Consider the following 16,927-nt stretch of genomic DNA (forward strand, 5'->3'; position numbering starts at 1 on the left):
ATGAGAAAAGTAGCTTTTTTTACATCAATCCCAAAAGACAGAATCACAGGTCCCAGTTACTCTGTTACGCTTTTGGCAAATAAAGGTCTCGAATTGCAGCTTGCAGAAAGAGCAGTAGTTTTCTCTACCAAGATAAAAAGCCCTGTCAATATTAACTCTCATTCAGTTCGTCCGATATCTTCATTTTCCCTCTCAGATTTTGATGCTTTTGTTTTTTCTGGTTCTTTTGATATCAAGTTGTGGTGGTTGGCATTAAAGCTGAAGCTACACGGGAAAAAATATGTGGTCAGTGCCCGTGGAGGGTTAATGAGGGAGCTTTTCAAAAAAACTCCTCTTAAAAAGGGAATTGCATACCTGTTTTTCGTAAAGCCTTACTTGAGGGGAGCATCAGCAATCCATTTTCTTATGGATGATGAGCGTTTGAACAGTATTGATATTGGGAAAACGTCTTCTTTTGTGGCCTCGAACTCTATTAGTGTGCCTGGCGTTGCAGGCGCGGGAGACAAGGAGAACTCGGTCACCTTTATAGGCAGGTTGGATTTATATCACAAAGGGTTAGATGTCTTATCGGATGGGATTTTATTGTTATATGAAAAGGGTTGGCCAAAAGGGTTTTCGGTAAATATCTTTGGGCCTGACTTTAATGGCGGCCGGCAATATCTAGAAAAAAAACTAACTTCATTGATTTCTGAGGGCCATGTGAAGTTAGGAGGAGCGGTTACTGGGCCTGAAAAGTGGAGGCTTCTGGGGCAAAGCAAGTTCTTTATCCACACTTCACGCTATGAAGGGCAGCCACAATCGGTAATGGAGGCTTTGATAGCTGGGTGCATACCTATTCTTTCAGGGGGTACGAACATGAGCTCCATTATTGAGGATTTGGGGATTGGCTACCGAATGGGTTCTCTGGATTCAAGCGAAGTGGTCAGAGTACTGGACGAGGCCTCTGAGCTTAATTGCAAAGATGAAGACCTCGAACGAATCAGGGACTATGGGAAGCAATTGGCAGATGCGGATAGAAATGTAACTACCTTTTATTCTGAGGCTCTTAAAATATAGATACTTTATATTCTTTAAAGGAATATAGGGTGTCTTTGTAAGAAGCAATACACAATAGAATCAATCTCTAATGAGGTTTGGTTCTCAATTTCTTGTTATAATGGCCTGTCCTCAATATTACCAAAGACGTTAAGAAGGTTGATTGAGGATATATCGGAACATCCATTTTTTGGTTTTCAGGCTATATGTGAGGGTTTCCCGGGTGAGCCAGCCTAATTATTCTGTATTGATGTCAGTCTACTTGAAAGAGCGAGTAGACTTTTTTAATGATGCGATGACTAGTGTATGGGACGGGCAGTCTGTTCCGCCCAGCCAGATCGTATTGGTTAAAGATGGCCCTCAAACAGCAGAAATGGACAGTGCCATCGAACGTTGGTCTGAACGCTTGGGTGATGTCTTGACTTTGGTTGCCTTATCCGAAAACCGTGGTTTGGCTATGGCTCTTAATGCGGGTCTGGCACACTGCCGGTATGATTTGGTGGCGCGTATGGATGCCGATGATATCGCTTTGCCACAGCGTTTTGAAAAGCAACTGGCCAAGTTTCAAGAGGATGATCAGATTGGAATTGTAGGTACCTTTGCAAGAGAAATTTGTGAGCAAGGGAATCCGGGGGGGCTTCGGAGGATGCCTACCAATCATGAGCGTATTCATGAAAATTTGTTTACCTGCCCATTTATTCACCCTACGGTCATGTTTAAAAAATCATTGATCGAAGCGGTGGGGGGCTATAACGAGCGCCTCAAGCGTCGTCAGGACTACGAGTTGTGGTTCCGTTGTGGTGCAGCTTCTGTGAAGTTTGCCAATGTTCCTGAGCCTTTGTTGCTTTACCGTTTCGGCGCTAACACACATTCTCGTCAATCTCTGAGAGACGTGATTCGTCAGGCAAGGATTGGTTCGGCGGGTGTGAAAAGCTTACAGCAGTCTTATTGGAAGCGTTTGGCGTGTTATGTGCCAGCGGTGAGAGGAATATTTCCGGAGTTTCTGCAGCACCTGCTTTATCGGGGGATGAAGCTCTTTGACCCTCGTGGCAGAACTTACGGTTGATGCTAGGTAATTCTGAAACAGACTTTTAGCCTTGCCTGTTGAAGAATAAGGGAGTTTATCACTCCCTTTTTACGTTCTGTTTGCTGCTATTTTACTTCATTTCTACAACGTTCGATGCTTTTAGCTGGGTGTCCTTTGACGCCAAATCGCTGTCTGTAGTGTGAGTTAAATCCTGAATCGGATTGCTCGGCTGATAGGCTGTGGGAGCATTGATAATAGTTTCCCGTAATTTCTTGAGGCTCAGTGATTCGCACTGTTGTTGCATCTCCTGCAAGAGAGTTTCCATGGCGTGCCAGTCCAGTTTCTCTTCCTCGGAGCGCATAATCCGCGGGTGAGTGGTACCCTGGCAGTTGTTGCCGATCAGAAGCTCTTCGTACAATTTTTCCCCAGGGCGCAGGCCGGTATACTGGATTTCGATGTCACCATCCGGGTTATTGATATCTCGCACGTTCAACCCGGATAGTTGAATCATCTCTTTAGCCATATCGGCGATTTTAACCGGTTCACCCATCTCCAGAACAAAGACCTCGCCACCCTCAGCCATCGCGCCTGCCTGAATAACCAGCTGCGAGGCTTCTTTAATGGTCATAAAGTAGCGGGTAATTTCCGGGTGGGTAACGGTGATGGGGCCGCCATTATTGATTTGCTGACGAAATTTGGGGACCACCGAGCCGGAGGAGCCCAGGACGTTGCCGAAGCGGACCATGCAAAACAGGGTCTGGCTGTTGTCGTTCAAGGCCTGGAGGGTGAGTTCGGCCAGTCGCTTGGAGGCTCCCATCAGATTGGTTGGTCTCACGGCTTTGTCGGTCGAAATCAGCACGAAGGTATTCACACCAGCATGTTCTGCGGCCTGAGCACAGTTAAGGGTACCGAATACGTTGTTTTTGATGCCTTCGATGATGTTTTGCTCAACCAGCGGTACATGTTTATAGGCTGCAGCATGGTAGAGAGTGTTTACATGGTGCAGCTTCATGACGTTGGTCAGACGTTGTTTGTCTTGCACGCTGCCCAGCAGAGGGATGAGCTTGACCGTCAGGTTTTGGTGCTGAATGGTGGCTTCAAGCTCTTCCACAATGGCATAGAGGTTGTATTCATTAAGTTCAAACAGGATCAGGGTGTGCGGTTGGTGCTGAATGATTTGGCGACACAGCTCCGAACCGATAGAGCCGCCTGCTCCGGTAACCATCACGGATTTGTTGCTGATGTTGGATTGCATCAGTCTGGTGTCGGGTTCCACTGGGTCACGTCCCAGCAAGTCCTCGATTTGGATGTCGCGAATCTCTTCAACTTTAATCTGACCACTGGTTAGCTCTTCAAGCGGCGGGATCGTTTGGAGTTGGACGGACAGTTTCTCCAGCTGCCGGATAATCATCAGTCTGGTGGGGCGATCAATGGCTCCCAGAGCAATAAAGATTTTTTCGCAGCGGTGCTTTTTGATGAGTTTTTCGGCGTCCTTGCTGGAAAAAACCGGGAGCCCCTTTACTTTGTTGTTCCACAATCTGGGATCGTCGTCGAGAAAGGCAACAGGCTGGTAGTCGTGGCTGGGGCGTAGAGAGTCTGCCAGCATACGTCCTGCGCTGCCGGCGCCGTAGATCAGGACTTTGGTGTCGCCGATGGGAAGAAGCATTTGCACCAGATTGCGCACCATCAAGCGGGGAAGGCCAATCAGGAACGAGGCGGTGAGTAAATAGATGACAGGCACTGAGCGTGGGATAGACGCTTGCAAAAAGAAGCTGCTGGCAGCCAGGGTGAGCGAAGAGATTGCTAATCCGACTGCGATGCTGACCGCTGCATCCTGAGCCATATAGCGCAGAATGGCTCGATACAGGCCAAGTCGTATAAATGCTGTTATTGAAACGCAGACGGTGATTCCCAGGCAGACCAGATCAATCTGTTTTGGAGCAATATCGAACTGACCCAGACGAAGTGCCCATGCGATATAAAGGGAAAAGCTGAGTGCCACAACATCGTAGGCAACTGAAACAAATCGTTTAGTGGGGCGAGTAGAATCTAATAGGGATCGAATCATTCGGGTGGGTTCTTTATCTCTGGTTCCATGAGCGGTGTGCCGAACCTGGGAAGTTGGTTTGATGCAGATGTTCCGGCGAATTCTGGTGCCAAGCTTTATCCATGCTGCTCATATGGATATTACCGTGAATTACGGATAAATCAATTATACGCAGGTGTGCGGTCGCTTTCCTGAGATGAGTAACACTTTGAAATGGGCATAACGAAAAAAGGCCACCCAAAGGGCAGCCTTTTTAAATTTGGCTCCGACACCTGGGATCGAACCAGGGACCAATTGATTAACAGTCAACTGCTCTACCGCTGAGCTATGTCGGAATCGTTATCAGGAGCGGTGGGTGATGCCCTTGGCTCAAGATGGCGCGTATATTATAGCCCGATCATGGCCTCGTCAAGGGTTGTATGTAAATTTTCTTTAAAAAATAACTGTTTGATTTATAAGTGAAAAAGACGACATTTTTGATTCTGATGAGGATTGGTTAGTTGTGAAGCCCTGCCTCGTGACAGTAGCAGAGCGCAACAAGCGGTGTGTAGGCTGCCAGCAGACAGAGTGCTCCGTAATTGGGGTGGAGGCTGGCCAGAAATCCCAAAGGGGTAAGCCAAAGCAGGGTAACTGCTGCGGTGCCAAGGGTCACCTTTCCGTGGGATTGCAGTTTGCGGCTGAGAATTTGGTAGCAGTGGCTGCGATGAGGTTGGTGCCACTTTTGTCCGGTGAAGACACGGGTGCTGAGTGTCCAGCCGGAATCCACAATAAAAACCCCCAGTAAAATAGCCCAGCACCACAGGTTGACGGAGGTGTTTGCAGCATAAGTGATGGCGAGCAGCCCCAGGAGCATGCCGAGAAAGCCGCTGCAGCCGTCACCCATAAACACTTTTGCTGGGGGGCGGTTTAACAGCAAAAAGCCCAGTAAGGGGGCCAGTAGCATTATCAATAGTGAGGAGGGGAAGGGGGAGTCCGTTAATTGCTGCCCGAAACCACCGATCAGGCTGGCACCGACCAATACGCTAAAAGCTTCTGTGGCGGCAATGCCATCAATGCCATCCATAAAGTTGTAGAGATTGATTAACCACGTGAGGCCCAGGGCTAAGAGTAAAAGCCAGACCCCTTGTAGCTGAATCTCCATGCCCGGGAGCGGGAGTGAAGGCAGCGGTTTTATCAGTGAAAGTGCTGCCAGGCTGGCCAGTAGATGGGCGCTGAAGCGCACCTTGTTTGACAGAGACTTCAGGTCGTCCATAAAGCCGACGGCTGCCACTATGAGGCTGCCGAGCAGAAGCGCGATGAGACTTTGCTGTGGGAGTTTGTCTACCAGTTCGGCCGAGGGGGCGAGAAGTGCTGTGGCGATGATGATCGCCGAAACGGTGACAATAGAGATGCCTCCACCTCTTGGGGTGGGGGCGGTGTGGGAGCTGCGGGCGTTGGGTGTATCAAGGATGCCATTATTGAGGGCGTGTCTGATGTAAAGTCGGGCTATGCCATAAGTAAAGAGCGTGGCGGCAATAAACCCGGGGGCATAATAAAGAAGGTCTCTGGAGATCATGATGCTTAAAGTTCTTTCGGGGTGTTTGATGTGTTTGAGTGGGGCTTAAGGAGTTGTCTGGCTTGCTCGCCGTTGACCTGCAGATTGCCGCAGAGTTTGTCGATTTGTTCCTGTTTGCCCAGCGCTGCTCCCAGTGCTTTCAGGAGGCTGGCAGGAATCGGCAAAAGCCGTGGGTTCTGGTTGATGTCTTTCCCCAGGCGTCTGATTAATTGGGTGGTTGACAGTGGTTCGTTATTGCAGACGAGCAGCGACTTCCCAGCAGCGTCGGGGATGATGCAGCTTTTATACAGGTACTCACATAGAAGTGGCAGGTCGACAATATCCCTTTTGTTGCAAAGGCGACCCAGTGGCAGTGGCAGGCCTTTGGTAATGGCTTTCTTTAGGGTGCTAATGTTGCCCTTGGCGTCGGGGGAGTAAACCAGGGGTGGTCTGATAATGACCAGCTCGACTTTTCCGTTGCAGACGGTTTTCAGAGCTTCTTCCGCTTCCATTTTACTGATGCCGTAGGCGGTTGTGGGTGCAGGTTGGTCCGTGTTCTGAAATGGCCTGCTGTCTGTGCTCTCTCCATTCACTTTGATGCTGCTTAAAAAAACCAGACGTTTTGCCTTGGCTTTAATGGCTGCCTGGGCCAGGGCCTTGCTGATGTCGACGTTGATTGCACGGTAGTCTTCCAGCTCTGACATCACGTCCTGGGCGTGAGTTTTTGCAATCAGGTGAATGATAACGTCGACGTCGATCAGTGCATTCTCAAGTGATTCGGGAGACTGGTAGTTAACAGGAGTAATTTGAAGGCGAGGGTGTTCTTTACCCAGTGTCGTCGCAGTGCCTTCGCGAATCAGGGCAATGACCTCGGCCCCCTGATTTAGAAGGTGTTTGCACAGTGCAGTTCCCACGTATCCATTGGCGCCTGTAACTGCTATTCGCACGTGGTTTGATTCCATTGGTTTGGTGATTCCATTATCGGCTGCAATTTTGCGCGAAATTCTACCTTGTTTTCCCTTGTGCGAGTAGCGAACGAGAAGTTGCAATCAAAGGCTTGCCTAGTTTTGAGGGGGCTGGTAAAGTACGCGCCTCTTTCGGGGAGACAGGTTTTTGATAATATGCCTAAGCTCCTGAAAAGACTGGTCTTATTCCGTATTTTGGCTGGTCTGACAGAAAGGAAACGATGTAAAATCCGGGTGCTGGAAGTTTTTGCTCCTGATGATCATAGGACTATAGCTCAGTTGGTTAGAGCGCTACCTTGACATGGTAGAGGTCGGCAGTTCGAATCTGCCTAGTCCTACCAAATTGTTAAAAGCAATTCGTTTTTGACGAGTTGCAGTAAATACCCGCTTACTTAGGCGGGTTTTTTCGTTTGGGGGCCAAGGCCCGTAAAGAGACTGCGCCCGTTCTGAATTGTGGGCCGCCATAAGAGGCCAGAGGCTTCCGGAGACTGCACATGCAACCAAAAATTGCCATTATCATGGGGTCCAAAAGCGATTGGCCTACAATGAAAGAAGCGGCTGACATTCTGGATCGTTTGGGTGTCGACTATCACGTCGAGGTTGTGTCTGCTCATCGCACGCCGGACAAGCTGATGTCTTTTTCTGCCGCTGCTGCCGATAACGGCTATCAGGTGATTGTGGCTGGCGCTGGTGGTGCAGCCCACTTGCCGGGCATGGTGGCGTCTAAAACCCGTTTGCCGGTACTGGGTGTTCCGGTTCAAAGTAAAGCTCTAAGTGGTCAGGACAGTCTGCTTTCTATTGTGCAAATGCCTCGCGGAGTTGCAGTGGGCACTTTGGCGATTGGTGGTGCGGGTGCGTTCAATGCCGGTCTTATGGCTGCACAAATTCTGGCGACTTCTGATGTGGAGCTTGCCAAGCGTATTGATGCTTTCCGTCAGGAGCAAACCGACACTATTCTTGCTGATCCTGATCCGCGTGTATAACTGTTGTTCTGAATTGGGCGATTGTAGAGAGTTGATATGAGTAAAGTTTGGGTTTTGGGTCATGGTCAGTTGGGAGCCATGCTGAAGCATGCGGCAATGCCGCTGAGTGTGGATGTTATCCCGGTGGATATCGACTCCGATCAACTGCCTGATTTGCAGGCTAATGATGTCGTGACTGCAGAGCGCGAGCAGTGGCCGGTAACTCCGGTTACGGAAAAGCTGGCAAAACACCCTAACTTTATCAATCTGGATGTCTTTGGGCGTCTGGCGGATCGTTTGACCCAAAAGCAATTGCTGGATGATTTGGGGTTGGCGACTTCTCCCTGGAAATTGGTGGACGATGCTCTGACAGCGGAGCAGGTTTATGCCGAGCTGGGTGAAAGGGCGCTGATGAAGCGTCGTACTGGTGGTTATGACGGTCGCGGTCAATATTGGCTGAAAGAAGCTGACGGCACTCAGATTCCCGATGAATGGCGCAATGAGGCCATTGTTGAGCAGGGCATTAACTTCGATGAAGAGATGGCTATCGTTGGCGTGCGTGATCGCGATGGCAACAAATTCTTCTATCCGTTGACGTTAACGCTGCAACTCAATGGGGTTCTGACGGCATCTGTCGCTCCCTTGTCTCGCTTGTCGGCTCTGCAGCCAAAAGCCGAAGCCATGCTGGCGAAGCTGCTGGACGGGCTGGACTATGTGGGTGTTATGGCGATGGAGTGTTTCCGGGTCGGAGACGAGCTGATCGTTAATGAGCTGGCGCCACGTGTTCACAACACTGCCCACTGGACCCAGGCGGGTGCCAGTGTCAGTCAGTTTGAGAGTCATGTTCGTGCAGTGGCCGGAGTGCCTCTGGCCAAGCCTCAGGTGAAAGGCCTGAATGTAATGATCAACCTGTTGGGTACCCCGCGTGATGAGCGCTGGTGGGCGATTTCCGGTGCCGAGCCATACTGGTATGGCAAAGAGGTTCGCGAGGGGCGCAAGGTTGGCCATATCACCTTTACTCACAGTGGCGATAAAACCTTGATACAGGGGTTGGACGAGCTGAAAGCTCTGTTGCCGGAACGTTACGAAGAAGTGATTGATTGGGTTGAGGCTGCGGTTCAGTCCTGACCGGTTTCTGTGGGTCTATGTTTGTCTGTGCGCGTCTATCTGGCGCGCATGTCTATTTTGTTTGTCTCTGATCTTGTTGGTGTTCGCCACTAGCCGCTCGCGGTCAACTTCTCTATACTTTGCACCCCTTAATGTTTTGTAAAGCATTACACCTCTAAATATGATCATGTGGGCTTACGTAGGGCTCACCACTGAAGCTAGGATATACCATGCCTGTAATTACCCTTCCCGATGGCTCGCAGCGCGAGTTCGATAAACCTGTTTCTGTTCTCGATGTTGCTGCTGATATTGGCCCTGGTCTGGCAAAGGCCACCATTGCCGGTAAGGTAAATGGCGAGCGTGTGGATGCACACGATCTGATTTCCGAAGATTCCGAGCTGACGATTTTTACCGCCAAAGACGAGGATGGACTGGAAATCATCCGCCACTCCTGTGCTCACCTGTTGGGGCACGCCATCAAGCAATTGTGGCCGGACGTGAAGATGGCCATTGGTCCTACCATTGAGCACGGTTTTTATTACGATGTCGATCTGGATCACAAGCTGACGGAAGAGGACATGGCTGCGTTGGAAAAACGCATGCTGGAGCTGGCAAAGACCGATTATGATGTCGTTAAAAAGAATGTCAGCTGGCAGGAAGCGCGGGATATTTTTGAGTCTCGTGGTGAAACCTACAAAATGGAAATCCTGGATCGGGATATTCCGCAAACAGCCACGCCAGGGCTGTACCAACACGAAGAATACATTGACATGTGTCGCGGCCCTCACGTGCCGAACATGAAGTTTTGTCACCATTTCAAGCTCATGAATATTAATGGTGCCTACTGGCGCGGTGATTCCGACAACCAGATGCTGCAGCGTATCTATGGTGTGGCTTTTGCCGACAAGAAGCAGCTTAAGGCGCATCTGAAGTTTTTGGAAGAAGCGGTCAAGCGCGACCATCGCAAGCTGGGTAAAAAGTTCAACCTGTTCCATTTGCAGGAAGAGGCGCCCGGCATGGTGTTCTGGCACCCGAAAGGCTGGGCTATTTACACGGCCATTGAAGAGTATATGCGCAAGGTTCAGCGCAATAACGGTTATCAGGAAATCAAAACCCCGCAGGTTGTGGATCGCACCTTGTGGGAGCGTTCCGGTCACTGGGATAAATTCCGTGACAGCATGTTTACGGTTGAGTCAGAGTCCCGTGACTATGCGGTGAAACCCATGAACTGCCCGTGCCATATTCAGGTCTTTAATCAGGGCCTGAAGAGCTACCGTGATTTGCCGCTGCGTCTGGCGGAGTTTGGTTCCTGTCACCGCAATGAGGCCTCCGGCACTTTGCAGGGCATTATGCGTGTGCGCGGCTTTACTCAGGATGATGCCCACATCTTCTGTGCGGAAGAGGCAATTCAGGAGGAGGTGTCTGTCTTTACCGACCTGCTGAACAGCGTGTATGCCGATTTTGGCTTCGAGGATGTGATTATTCGGATTTCCACTCGTCCCGAGCAGCGTGTAGGCAGTGACGAAGTGTGGGATAAGGCTGAAAAAGCCCTGATGGATGCTATGGATGCCAAGGGTAACGCCTGGGAGCTGTTGCCAGGAGAGGGTGCGTTCTACGGTCCAAAGATCGAATTCTCTTTGAAAGACTGTCTCGGTCGAGTCTGGCAGTGTGGCACCATTCAGGTGGATTTCTCCATGCCGGGCCGCCTGGATGCCCAGTATGTGGCCGAAGATGGTTCTCGCAAGACCCCGGTGATGTTGCACCGTGCGATTTTGGGTTCTTTCGAGCGCTTTATCGGGATTCTGATCGAGAACTACGAAGGCGCTTTCCCCGCCTGGCTGGCACCTGAGCAGGCCGTGATTATGAATATTACGGACAATCAGGCCGAATATGTGCAAAAAGTGGAAGAAACCTTGGTAAACAAGGGCTTCCGAGCCATTTCGGACTTGAGAAATGAGAAGATCGGCTTTAAAATCCGCGAGCACACAATTCAGAAGATCCCTTATTTGCTCACTGTGGGCGATAAAGAGGTTGAGACAGGGTCCGTCAGCGTACGTACACGCTCCGGCGAAGACCTGGGTTCGATGAGTCTTGAGGCATTTGCCGACCATTTGGCCGCTGACGTAGCACGTCGCGGCCGCTCGTCGTTGTAGGCTGCATAAGCAGTCAAATTTTAGGAGATTACTACTATCAAACGAGAAAATTCCAAAGGACGTTCCAAAAAAGCACCGATTAACGATCAGATTGAGGCGAAACAAGTACGCCTGATCGGTGCAGACGGTGAGCAGGCAGGCATCGTTTCCTTGGAAGAGGCGCTGGCAAGCGCCCAGAGTGCAGGGCTGGATCTGGTGCAGATGGCTGGTGATGTTGAACCGGTAGTCTGTAAAGTCATGGATTACGGCAAGCACCTGTTTGATATCAAGAAAACCAAAGCGGCTGCCAAGAAGAAACAAAAGCAGCAGCAAATCAAAGAGATGAAATTTCGTCCCGGTACTGACATTGGCGATTACAAGATTAAATTGCGTAATCTGACTCGCTTTTTGGAAGACGGGGATAAGATCAAGGTGTCCTTGCGGTACCGTGGTCGTGAAATGGCCCACCAGGAACTCGGTATGGAGATGATGAAACGCATCGAAACCGATCTGGCGGACCTGGGTGTCGTTGAGCAGTATCCGAAAATGGAAGGTCGTCAGCTGCTTATGGTCATGGCACCCAAAAAGAGAAAGTGATCGGGCTTTTAGCTGCCTGGATGACTTTAAATGGCGCTTTAACAGAAAGGTACCCATCAAAGACGCTTTAGTGTCTGAGACGCGGTACTACCTCTGAGCAAGTGTTTTTTGTTCAACTTTAAAATCGAGAGAATTCTCATGCCAAAAGCTAAAGTACACAGTGGTGCTGCCAAGCGCTTCAAAAAGACCGGTTCTGGTTATAAGCACAAGCACGCTTTCAAGAGCCACATCCTCACTAAAATGACCACCAAGCGTAAGCGTCAGCTGCGCGGCACCAGCACCCTGAACGCTGCTGATGTACCGGCGGTCGATCGTATGCTTCGCGCCAAGTAATTGGCCTGACTAACATTTAGAGAGGATTAATCATGGCTCGTGTAAAACGTGGTGTAGAGGCGCGTCGTCGTCACAAGAAAATCTTAAAGCAGGCCAAAGGTTACTACGGTGCTCGTTCGCGCGTATTCCGTGTTGCCAAACAGGCTGTTATCAAAGCTGGTCAATACGCTTACCGCGACCGTCGTGTTCGCAAGCGTAATTTCCGTGCTTTGTGGATCACTCGTATCAATGCTCAGTCACGCGTAGAAGGCATGACTTACAGCCGCTTGATTGCTGGTCTGAAGAAAGCAAACATCGAACTGGATCGTCGTGTTCTGGCCGACCTGGCTGTTCACGATAAGGTTGCATTTGCAGCTGTTGTTGCTCAGGCAAAAGCAGCTCTGGCCTAATTAGGTCAAACCTTATTCAGTACGAATGCGAAAGGGGAGGAGCTGTTTGTTCAGCTCCTCCCTTTTTGTTTTTTAGGCAATTTATTCAGAGCGACCGAGAGTAAATCATCGCAATAGAGAGCATGACTGATCTCTCTGAATAAATTTCTTACGTCTTGATTAAAACAGTTCTATAACAAGCCCTCACTTATTGGGAGACCCGAATGGAAAATCTGGCAGCGCTGACAGAAGAAGCGCTCAAGCTGGTTGCCGATGCACAGGATCTGGCTGCCTTGGATCATGTGCGAGTCGAGTACCTTGGTAAAAAAGGTCAGATCACTGCCTTGCTGAAAAGCCTGGGGAAATTGTCGGCAGAAGAGCGCCCGGCAGCAGGCGCTAAAATCAACGAAGCCAAGCAAGCGGTTCAGGAAAAGCTGGTTGAGCGCAAGCAGGCGATGGAGCAGGCGGCTATTGACGCCAAGCTGGCTGAAGAAACTATTGATGTGACTCTGCCCGGCCGTGGGCAGACCAACGGTGGCTTGCATCCGGTTACGCGCACTCTGCAGCGCATTCAGGACATCTTCGCAGCGGTTGGCTATGCCGTTGAGGTGGGCCCTGAAATCGAAGACGATTATCACAACTTCGAAGCCCTCAATATTCCCGGGCATCACCCCGCTCGCGCGATGCACGACACCTTCTATGTCAAGAGTGAGCAGGTAAAAAGCGACGGCCCGGCGGCGACAGACGCAAAATACGTGTTGCGCACGCACACCTCGCCGGTTCAGGTGCGAACGATGGAAAATCAGGAGCCGCCGATTCGCATCATCTGCCCGGGGCGGGTATACCGCTGTGACTCGGATCTGACACATACCCCCATGTTCCATCAGGTTGAAGGCCTGGTTGTCGACAAAGGCATCAGCTTTGCCGACCTGAAAGGCACTGTGGATCAATTTCTGAAAGCGTTCTTTGAAGCGGATGTCCCTGTGCGTTTTCGCCCGTCTTATTTCCCGTTTACTGAACCTTCCGCCGAGGTTGACATCCAGTGCACCAATTGCGGTGGTAAAGGTTGTCGTGTGTGCAGCCACACTGGCTGGTTGGAGATCATGGGTTGCGGCATGGTGCACCCGAACGTGTTTAAAGCCAGTGGCGTCGATACCGAAACCTATACCGGCTTTGCCTTTGGTATGGGGGTGGAGCGTCTGGCGATGTTGCGTTATGGCGTGAATGATCTGCGTATGTTCTTTGAGAATGACCTGAAATTCCTGGGACAGTTCTAGTTGTACAGTTCTAGATTGGGTCTCAGTGAGTAGGGATCGGGCGGTATCAGTCGCCGAGAATGGTTAAGTGGGTTGAGCGTTTTGTCTCCCTGCTTAAACGGTCAAATTATCGGATAAGCAAAAGATTATGAAATTAAGCGAAAATTGGTTACGCGAATGGGTTAACCCCAACCTCACAACTGCCGATTTGGTTGAGCAGATTACCATGGCCGGCCTGGAAGTCGACGCCGTAGAGCCAGTGGCTGGTGAGTTTTCCGGTGTTGTGGTGGGTGAAATTCTTGAGGCCGAACAACACCCTGATGCCGACAAGCTGCGTGTCTGCAAAGTGGCGGGCAATGGCGATGAGATTTGTCAGGTGGTGTGTGGTGCGCCCAATGCACGTCCCGGAATTAAAATTCCTTTCGCGACCGTAGGTGCAGTGTTGCCTCCGGGTGAAGACGGTAAGCCATTTAAAATCAAGAAAGCCAAGCTGCGCGGTGTTGAGTCTTTCGGTATGTTGTGTGCTCAGGTTGAGCTGCAATTGGGTGAAGACAGTGACGGCATCTGGGAGCTCGCAGAAGATGCACCGGTTGGTGCTGACCTGCGTGAATACCTGAATCTCAACGATCAGTGTATCGAGGTGGATCTGACGCCAAACCGCAGCGACTGTCTGTCGGTGAAAGGCATTGCTCGTGATGTGGCGGTATTGAATCGTCTGGAGTTGAAAGAGCCGAAAATTGCGCCGGTTGCTCCAACCATTGATGATGTCCTTAAGGTAACGCTGAATGCCGGTGAAGCCTGTTCCCGTTATGTAGGACGCGTGATTCGCGGCGTGGATGTCAGCCAGGGCAGCCCGTTGTGGATGCAGGAAAAGCTGCGTCGTGCAGGGGTTCGTTCTATTGATGCGGTTGTCGATGTCACCAACTACGTGTTGCTGGAGCTGGGACAGCCCATGCACGCCTTTGATCTGAACACCCTGCAAGGTGGTGTGCAGGCGCGTATGGCGGATGATGGTGAGAAGCTGACACTGCTGGATGGCCAGGAAGTTGAGCTGAAAAGTGACACCTTGGTGATTGCCGATGATGAAAAGGCGGTGGCCATGGCAGGTATCATGGGCGGCGAGGCCACCTCGGTGACTTCTGCAACCCAGGACATCTTCCTCGAAAGTGCCTTTTTCTTCCCGGTGGCCATTGCGGGCCGTGCTCGTAACTACGGCCTTCATACCGACTCTTCCCATCGCTTTGAGCGAGGTGTGGATTACAAGCTGCAAGCTGTGGCGATCGAGCGTGCCACCCAGCTGTTGCTGGATATTGTGGGCGGTCAGGCTGGCCCGGTGATTGAAGTCGAGAACGAACATGCGCCCAAGGATCGCGAAGTCAGTCTGCGCCGTTCGCGCATTCTGTCTGGTCTCGGCTTCAGCATGGATGATGAAGAGGTGGTCGATATCCTGACCCGTCTGGGGCTGGAAATGTCCGTCAAGGCGGATAGCGGCTGGCGCTTTAAGGTGCCAAGTTACCGCTTTGATATTGCTATCGAAGAAGATTTGCTGGAAGAGTTGGCGCGCATTTACGGGTATAACCGTCTGCCAACCACCAGTCTGAATGCGGATCTGAGCATTCCCATGCAGTACGAAGCCCGTATTGGCCTGAGTGCGGTACGCAGTCAGCTGGTGGCTCGGGGGTATCAGGAGGCAATCACTTACAGTTTTGTTGAGCCTAAATTGCTCAAGCATTTTGATCCAGACGCCGAGCCTGTAGAACTGCAAAATCCCATCAGCGCCGATATGGCGGTGATGCGTACGACTTTGTGGCCAGGGCTGGTCAGTTCTCTGCAGCACAACCTGAATCGTCAGCAGGATCGCGTGCGCTTGTTTGAAGCCGGTCAGCGTTTTATTGCTGAGGGCAAAGGTATCGAAAACCTGAAACAGGAACCGATGCTGGCAGGTTTAATTTATGGTCCTCGTCTGGAGGAGAGCTGGACCGGGAAATCCGATAATGTAGATTTTTACGACATTAAGGGTGATCTGGAGTCCGTTTTGTCGCTTTTGGCCGATGATGCCAGCTTCAGTTTCGAGCCCGCCAAGCATCCAGCACTGCATCCCGGACAATCCGCTGCCGTAATGCGCAACGGCGAGCAGGTCGGATTGTTGGGCGCCATGCATCCTCAATTGCAGAAGACCCTGGGGCTGACCCACTCTGTGTATTTGTTTGAAATTACCCAGGCATCCATCGCTGAAGCGAAGTTGCCAAGCTTCGAACCGCTGTCGAAGTTCCCTGAGGTGCGCCGAGATATTGCCGTCATTGTTGACCAGACTACAGCGGTCAGTGATCTGCAAAAAGTCATTGAAAAGGGCGCTGGGGACTGCCTCACAGAGTTAAAGGTCTTTGACGTATATGTTGGCAAAGGCATTGATCCACATAGAAAAAGTGTTGCTCTGGGCTTGACGTTTCAGCATCCATCGCGCACTCTTACTGAGGATGAGATTAATGCCTCCATGGATGTTGTCATTCGTTCCCTGGAGGAGTCATATAACGCTTCCCTGAGGTAGAGGGGCACAAAGAGGCCATTCGCGATGTCAGCGTTGACCAAAGCGGATTTAGCTGAAATGCTCTACGAAGAACTTGGCTTCAACAAGCGTGAAGCCAAGGAATTGGTAGAGCTGTTCTTTGAGGAGATCCGCACGGCTCTGGAAACCAATGAGCATGTGAAGTTATCAGGTTTTGGTAACTTCGATCTGCGTGACAAAACCTCCCGTCCAGGACGTAACCCGAAAACCGGCGAAGAGATTCCTATCTCGGCTCGCCGGGTCGTGACTTTCCGCCCAGGGCAAAAACTGAAGGCTCGAGTAGAGAACTATGCTGGAACCAACCAATAACGACGAACTTCCCGTCATTCCCGGTAAACGCTATTTCACCATTGGTGAGGTCAGTGATCTGTGTGCGGTAAAACCCCACGTTCTGCGTTACTGGGAGCAGGAATTCCCGCAGCTGGCACCGGTCAAGCGTCGTGGAAATCGCCGTTATTACCAGCGTCAGGATGTTCTTACCATTCGTCAGATTCGTGCATTGCTCTACGATCAGGGTTTTACTATTGGTGGTGCACGTCAACAAATGAGCGGTGATAATGCACAGCAGGACGCGACCCAATTCTCCCAGTTGGTCAGTCAAATGATCAGCGAACTGGAAGAGGTTTTGGTGGTTCTCAACCGACCGTAAATCGTCTACAAATCACTTGCATTTCCAAATTGTTAGGGTATGATTTCAGCCCTCTCACCCCCAGGGCTATCCCTAGTTAAATCAATGGGTTAGATCGTTACTGCCAAGGCGGTCGTGATCGAAAAATAGTCCAACCCCGGTGTTCAGAAGCTCGTGTGTTTCTAAAGACCATTATCGGGATATAGCGCAGTCTGGTAGCGCACCGTGCTGGGGGCGCGGTGGTCGCAGGTTCGAATCCTGCTATCCCGACCAAATCTCTAGCTTCTGTGTACAGTTTCTCTGCACACAGATAGCCAAAAGCCACCCCAGGGTGGCTTTTTTCGTTTCCAGAGCCTGATTTACCTGTACA

15 protein-coding genes and 3 tRNA genes are annotated in these 16,927 nt (G+C 50.8%); 14 read left to right on the plus strand and 4 right to left on the minus strand.

Translation table 11 applies throughout. The annotated features are described in order from the left end of the window. Positions 1 to 1,056: a glycosyltransferase gene (locus KOI40_RS17765; RefSeq protein WP_216098901.1), complete on the plus strand. Its 1,056-nt coding sequence runs from the start codon at positions 1 to 3 to the stop codon at positions 1,054 to 1,056. A 202-nt stretch (positions 1,057 to 1,258) separates the two neighbouring features. Continuing rightward, positions 1,259 to 2,101 carry a glycosyltransferase gene (locus KOI40_RS17770; protein ID WP_216098902.1) on the plus strand — a complete coding sequence of 281 codons (843 nt, stop codon included), beginning with the start codon at positions 1,259 to 1,261 and terminating at the stop codon, positions 2,099 to 2,101. Positions 2,102 to 2,192: 91 nt separating this feature from the next. On the opposite strand, the gene KOI40_RS17775 is transcribed toward KOI40_RS17770, so the two are convergent. From KOI40_RS17775 to KOI40_RS17790, 4 genes are all read right to left on the minus strand, one after another. Then, positions 2,193 to 4,130 carry a polysaccharide biosynthesis protein gene (locus KOI40_RS17775; RefSeq protein WP_216098903.1) on the minus strand — a complete coding sequence of 646 codons (1,938 nt, stop codon included), beginning with the start codon at positions 4,128 to 4,130 and terminating at the stop codon, positions 2,193 to 2,195. A 239-nt stretch (positions 4,131 to 4,369) separates the two neighbouring features. Next, positions 4,370 to 4,444, minus strand: a tRNA-Asn gene (locus tag KOI40_RS17780). A gap of 161 nt (positions 4,445 to 4,605) precedes the next feature. After that, entirely contained in the window at positions 4,606 to 5,664 is a 1,059-nt protein-coding gene (locus KOI40_RS17785; protein WP_216098904.1) for an MraY family glycosyltransferase, read from the minus strand. Positions 5,665 to 5,669: 5 nt separating this feature from the next. Continuing rightward, positions 5,670 to 6,590 (minus strand): NAD-dependent epimerase/dehydratase family protein, encoded by a 921-nt coding sequence (locus tag KOI40_RS17790; RefSeq protein WP_216098905.1) that lies wholly within the window; start codon positions 6,588 to 6,590, stop codon positions 5,670 to 5,672. 282 nt (positions 6,591 to 6,872) lie between these two features. On the opposite strand from KOI40_RS17790, the gene KOI40_RS17795 reads away from it, so the two are divergent. From KOI40_RS17795 to KOI40_RS17850, 12 genes are all read left to right on the plus strand, one after another. Further along, positions 6,873 to 6,949 (plus strand) — tRNA-Val (locus KOI40_RS17795). Positions 6,950 to 7,102: 153 nt separating this feature from the next. Beyond that, positions 7,103 to 7,591 carry a 5-(carboxyamino)imidazole ribonucleotide mutase gene (gene purE, locus KOI40_RS17800; protein WP_216098906.1) on the plus strand — a complete coding sequence of 163 codons (489 nt, stop codon included), beginning with the start codon at positions 7,103 to 7,105 and terminating at the stop codon, positions 7,589 to 7,591. A 36-nt stretch (positions 7,592 to 7,627) separates the two neighbouring features. Further along, positions 7,628 to 8,698, plus strand: coding sequence for a 5-(carboxyamino)imidazole ribonucleotide synthase (purK, locus tag KOI40_RS17805; protein WP_216098907.1), 1,071 nt, complete (start codon positions 7,628 to 7,630; stop codon positions 8,696 to 8,698). 209 nt (positions 8,699 to 8,907) lie between these two features. Further along, entirely contained in the window at positions 8,908 to 10,830 is a 1,923-nt protein-coding gene (gene thrS, locus KOI40_RS17810) for a threonine--tRNA ligase (RefSeq protein WP_216098908.1), read from the plus strand. Between the two features lie 36 nt (positions 10,831 to 10,866). After that, positions 10,867 to 11,406 carry a translation initiation factor IF-3 gene (gene infC / locus KOI40_RS17815; RefSeq protein WP_216098923.1) on the plus strand — a complete coding sequence of 180 codons (540 nt, stop codon included), beginning with the start codon at positions 10,867 to 10,869 and terminating at the stop codon, positions 11,404 to 11,406. Positions 11,407 to 11,544: 138 nt separating this feature from the next. Then, entirely contained in the window at positions 11,545 to 11,739 is a 195-nt protein-coding gene (gene rpmI / locus KOI40_RS17820; RefSeq protein ID WP_216098909.1) for a 50S ribosomal protein L35, read from the plus strand. Positions 11,740 to 11,771: 32 nt separating this feature from the next. Next, complete coding sequence (gene rplT, locus KOI40_RS17825) at positions 11,772 to 12,128, plus strand: 50S ribosomal protein L20 (RefSeq protein ID WP_216098910.1); 357 nt, start codon at positions 11,772 to 11,774, stop codon at positions 12,126 to 12,128. Between the two features lie 203 nt (positions 12,129 to 12,331). Then, positions 12,332 to 13,384, plus strand: a complete 1,053-nt coding sequence (pheS, locus tag KOI40_RS17830; RefSeq protein ID WP_216098911.1) for a phenylalanine--tRNA ligase subunit alpha — start codon at positions 12,332 to 12,334, stop codon at positions 13,382 to 13,384. A gap of 127 nt (positions 13,385 to 13,511) precedes the next feature. Then, positions 13,512 to 15,911: a phenylalanine--tRNA ligase subunit beta gene (gene pheT, locus KOI40_RS17835; protein ID WP_216098912.1), complete on the plus strand. Its 2,400-nt coding sequence runs from the start codon at positions 13,512 to 13,514 to the stop codon at positions 15,909 to 15,911. Positions 15,912 to 15,935: 24 nt separating this feature from the next. Next, positions 15,936 to 16,238 (plus strand): integration host factor subunit alpha, encoded by a 303-nt coding sequence (gene ihfA, locus KOI40_RS17840; RefSeq protein ID WP_167181520.1) that lies wholly within the window; start codon positions 15,936 to 15,938, stop codon positions 16,236 to 16,238. Next, complete coding sequence (locus KOI40_RS17845) at positions 16,219 to 16,578, plus strand: MerR family transcriptional regulator (protein ID WP_216098913.1); 360 nt, start codon at positions 16,219 to 16,221, stop codon at positions 16,576 to 16,578. The genes ihfA and KOI40_RS17845 overlap by 20 nt, the downstream gene beginning before the upstream one ends. Positions 16,579 to 16,753: 175 nt before the next feature. After that, positions 16,754 to 16,830 (plus strand) — tRNA-Pro (locus KOI40_RS17850). Positions 16,831 to 16,927 lie beyond the last annotated feature (97 nt).

It is taken from the genome of Pseudomaricurvus albidus (assembly GCF_018863235.1).
GTDB lineage: Bacteria > Pseudomonadota > Gammaproteobacteria > Pseudomonadales > Cellvibrionaceae > Pseudomaricurvus > Pseudomaricurvus albidus.

Bases quoted from the DNA above. Each gene is read 5' to 3' on its own strand.
- KOI40_RS17765 (WP_216098901.1), top strand. From the start codon at position 1: ATGAGAAAAGTAGCTTTTTTTACATCAATCCCAAAAGACAGAATCACA.
- KOI40_RS17775 (WP_216098903.1), bottom strand. From the start codon at position 4,130: ATGATTCGATCCCTATTAGATTCTACTCGCCCCACTAAACGATTTGTT.
- KOI40_RS17785 (WP_216098904.1), bottom strand. From the start codon at position 5,664: ATGATCTCCAGAGACCTTCTTTATTATGCCCCCGGGTTTATTGCCGCC.
- purE (WP_216098906.1), top strand. From the start codon at position 7,103: ATGCAACCAAAAATTGCCATTATCATGGGGTCCAAAAGCGATTGGCCT.
- purK (WP_216098907.1), top strand. From the start codon at position 7,628: ATGAGTAAAGTTTGGGTTTTGGGTCATGGTCAGTTGGGAGCCATGCTG.
- thrS (WP_216098908.1), top strand. From the start codon at position 8,908: ATGCCTGTAATTACCCTTCCCGATGGCTCGCAGCGCGAGTTCGATAAA.
- rpmI (WP_216098909.1), top strand. From the start codon at position 11,545: ATGCCAAAAGCTAAAGTACACAGTGGTGCTGCCAAGCGCTTCAAAAAG.
- rplT (WP_216098910.1), top strand. From the start codon at position 11,772: ATGGCTCGTGTAAAACGTGGTGTAGAGGCGCGTCGTCGTCACAAGAAA.
- pheS (WP_216098911.1), top strand. From the start codon at position 12,332: ATGGAAAATCTGGCAGCGCTGACAGAAGAAGCGCTCAAGCTGGTTGCC.
- pheT (WP_216098912.1), top strand. From the start codon at position 13,512: ATGAAATTAAGCGAAAATTGGTTACGCGAATGGGTTAACCCCAACCTC.
- ihfA (WP_167181520.1), top strand. From the start codon at position 15,936: ATGTCAGCGTTGACCAAAGCGGATTTAGCTGAAATGCTCTACGAAGAA.
- KOI40_RS17845 (WP_216098913.1), top strand. From the start codon at position 16,219: ATGCTGGAACCAACCAATAACGACGAACTTCCCGTCATTCCCGGTAAA.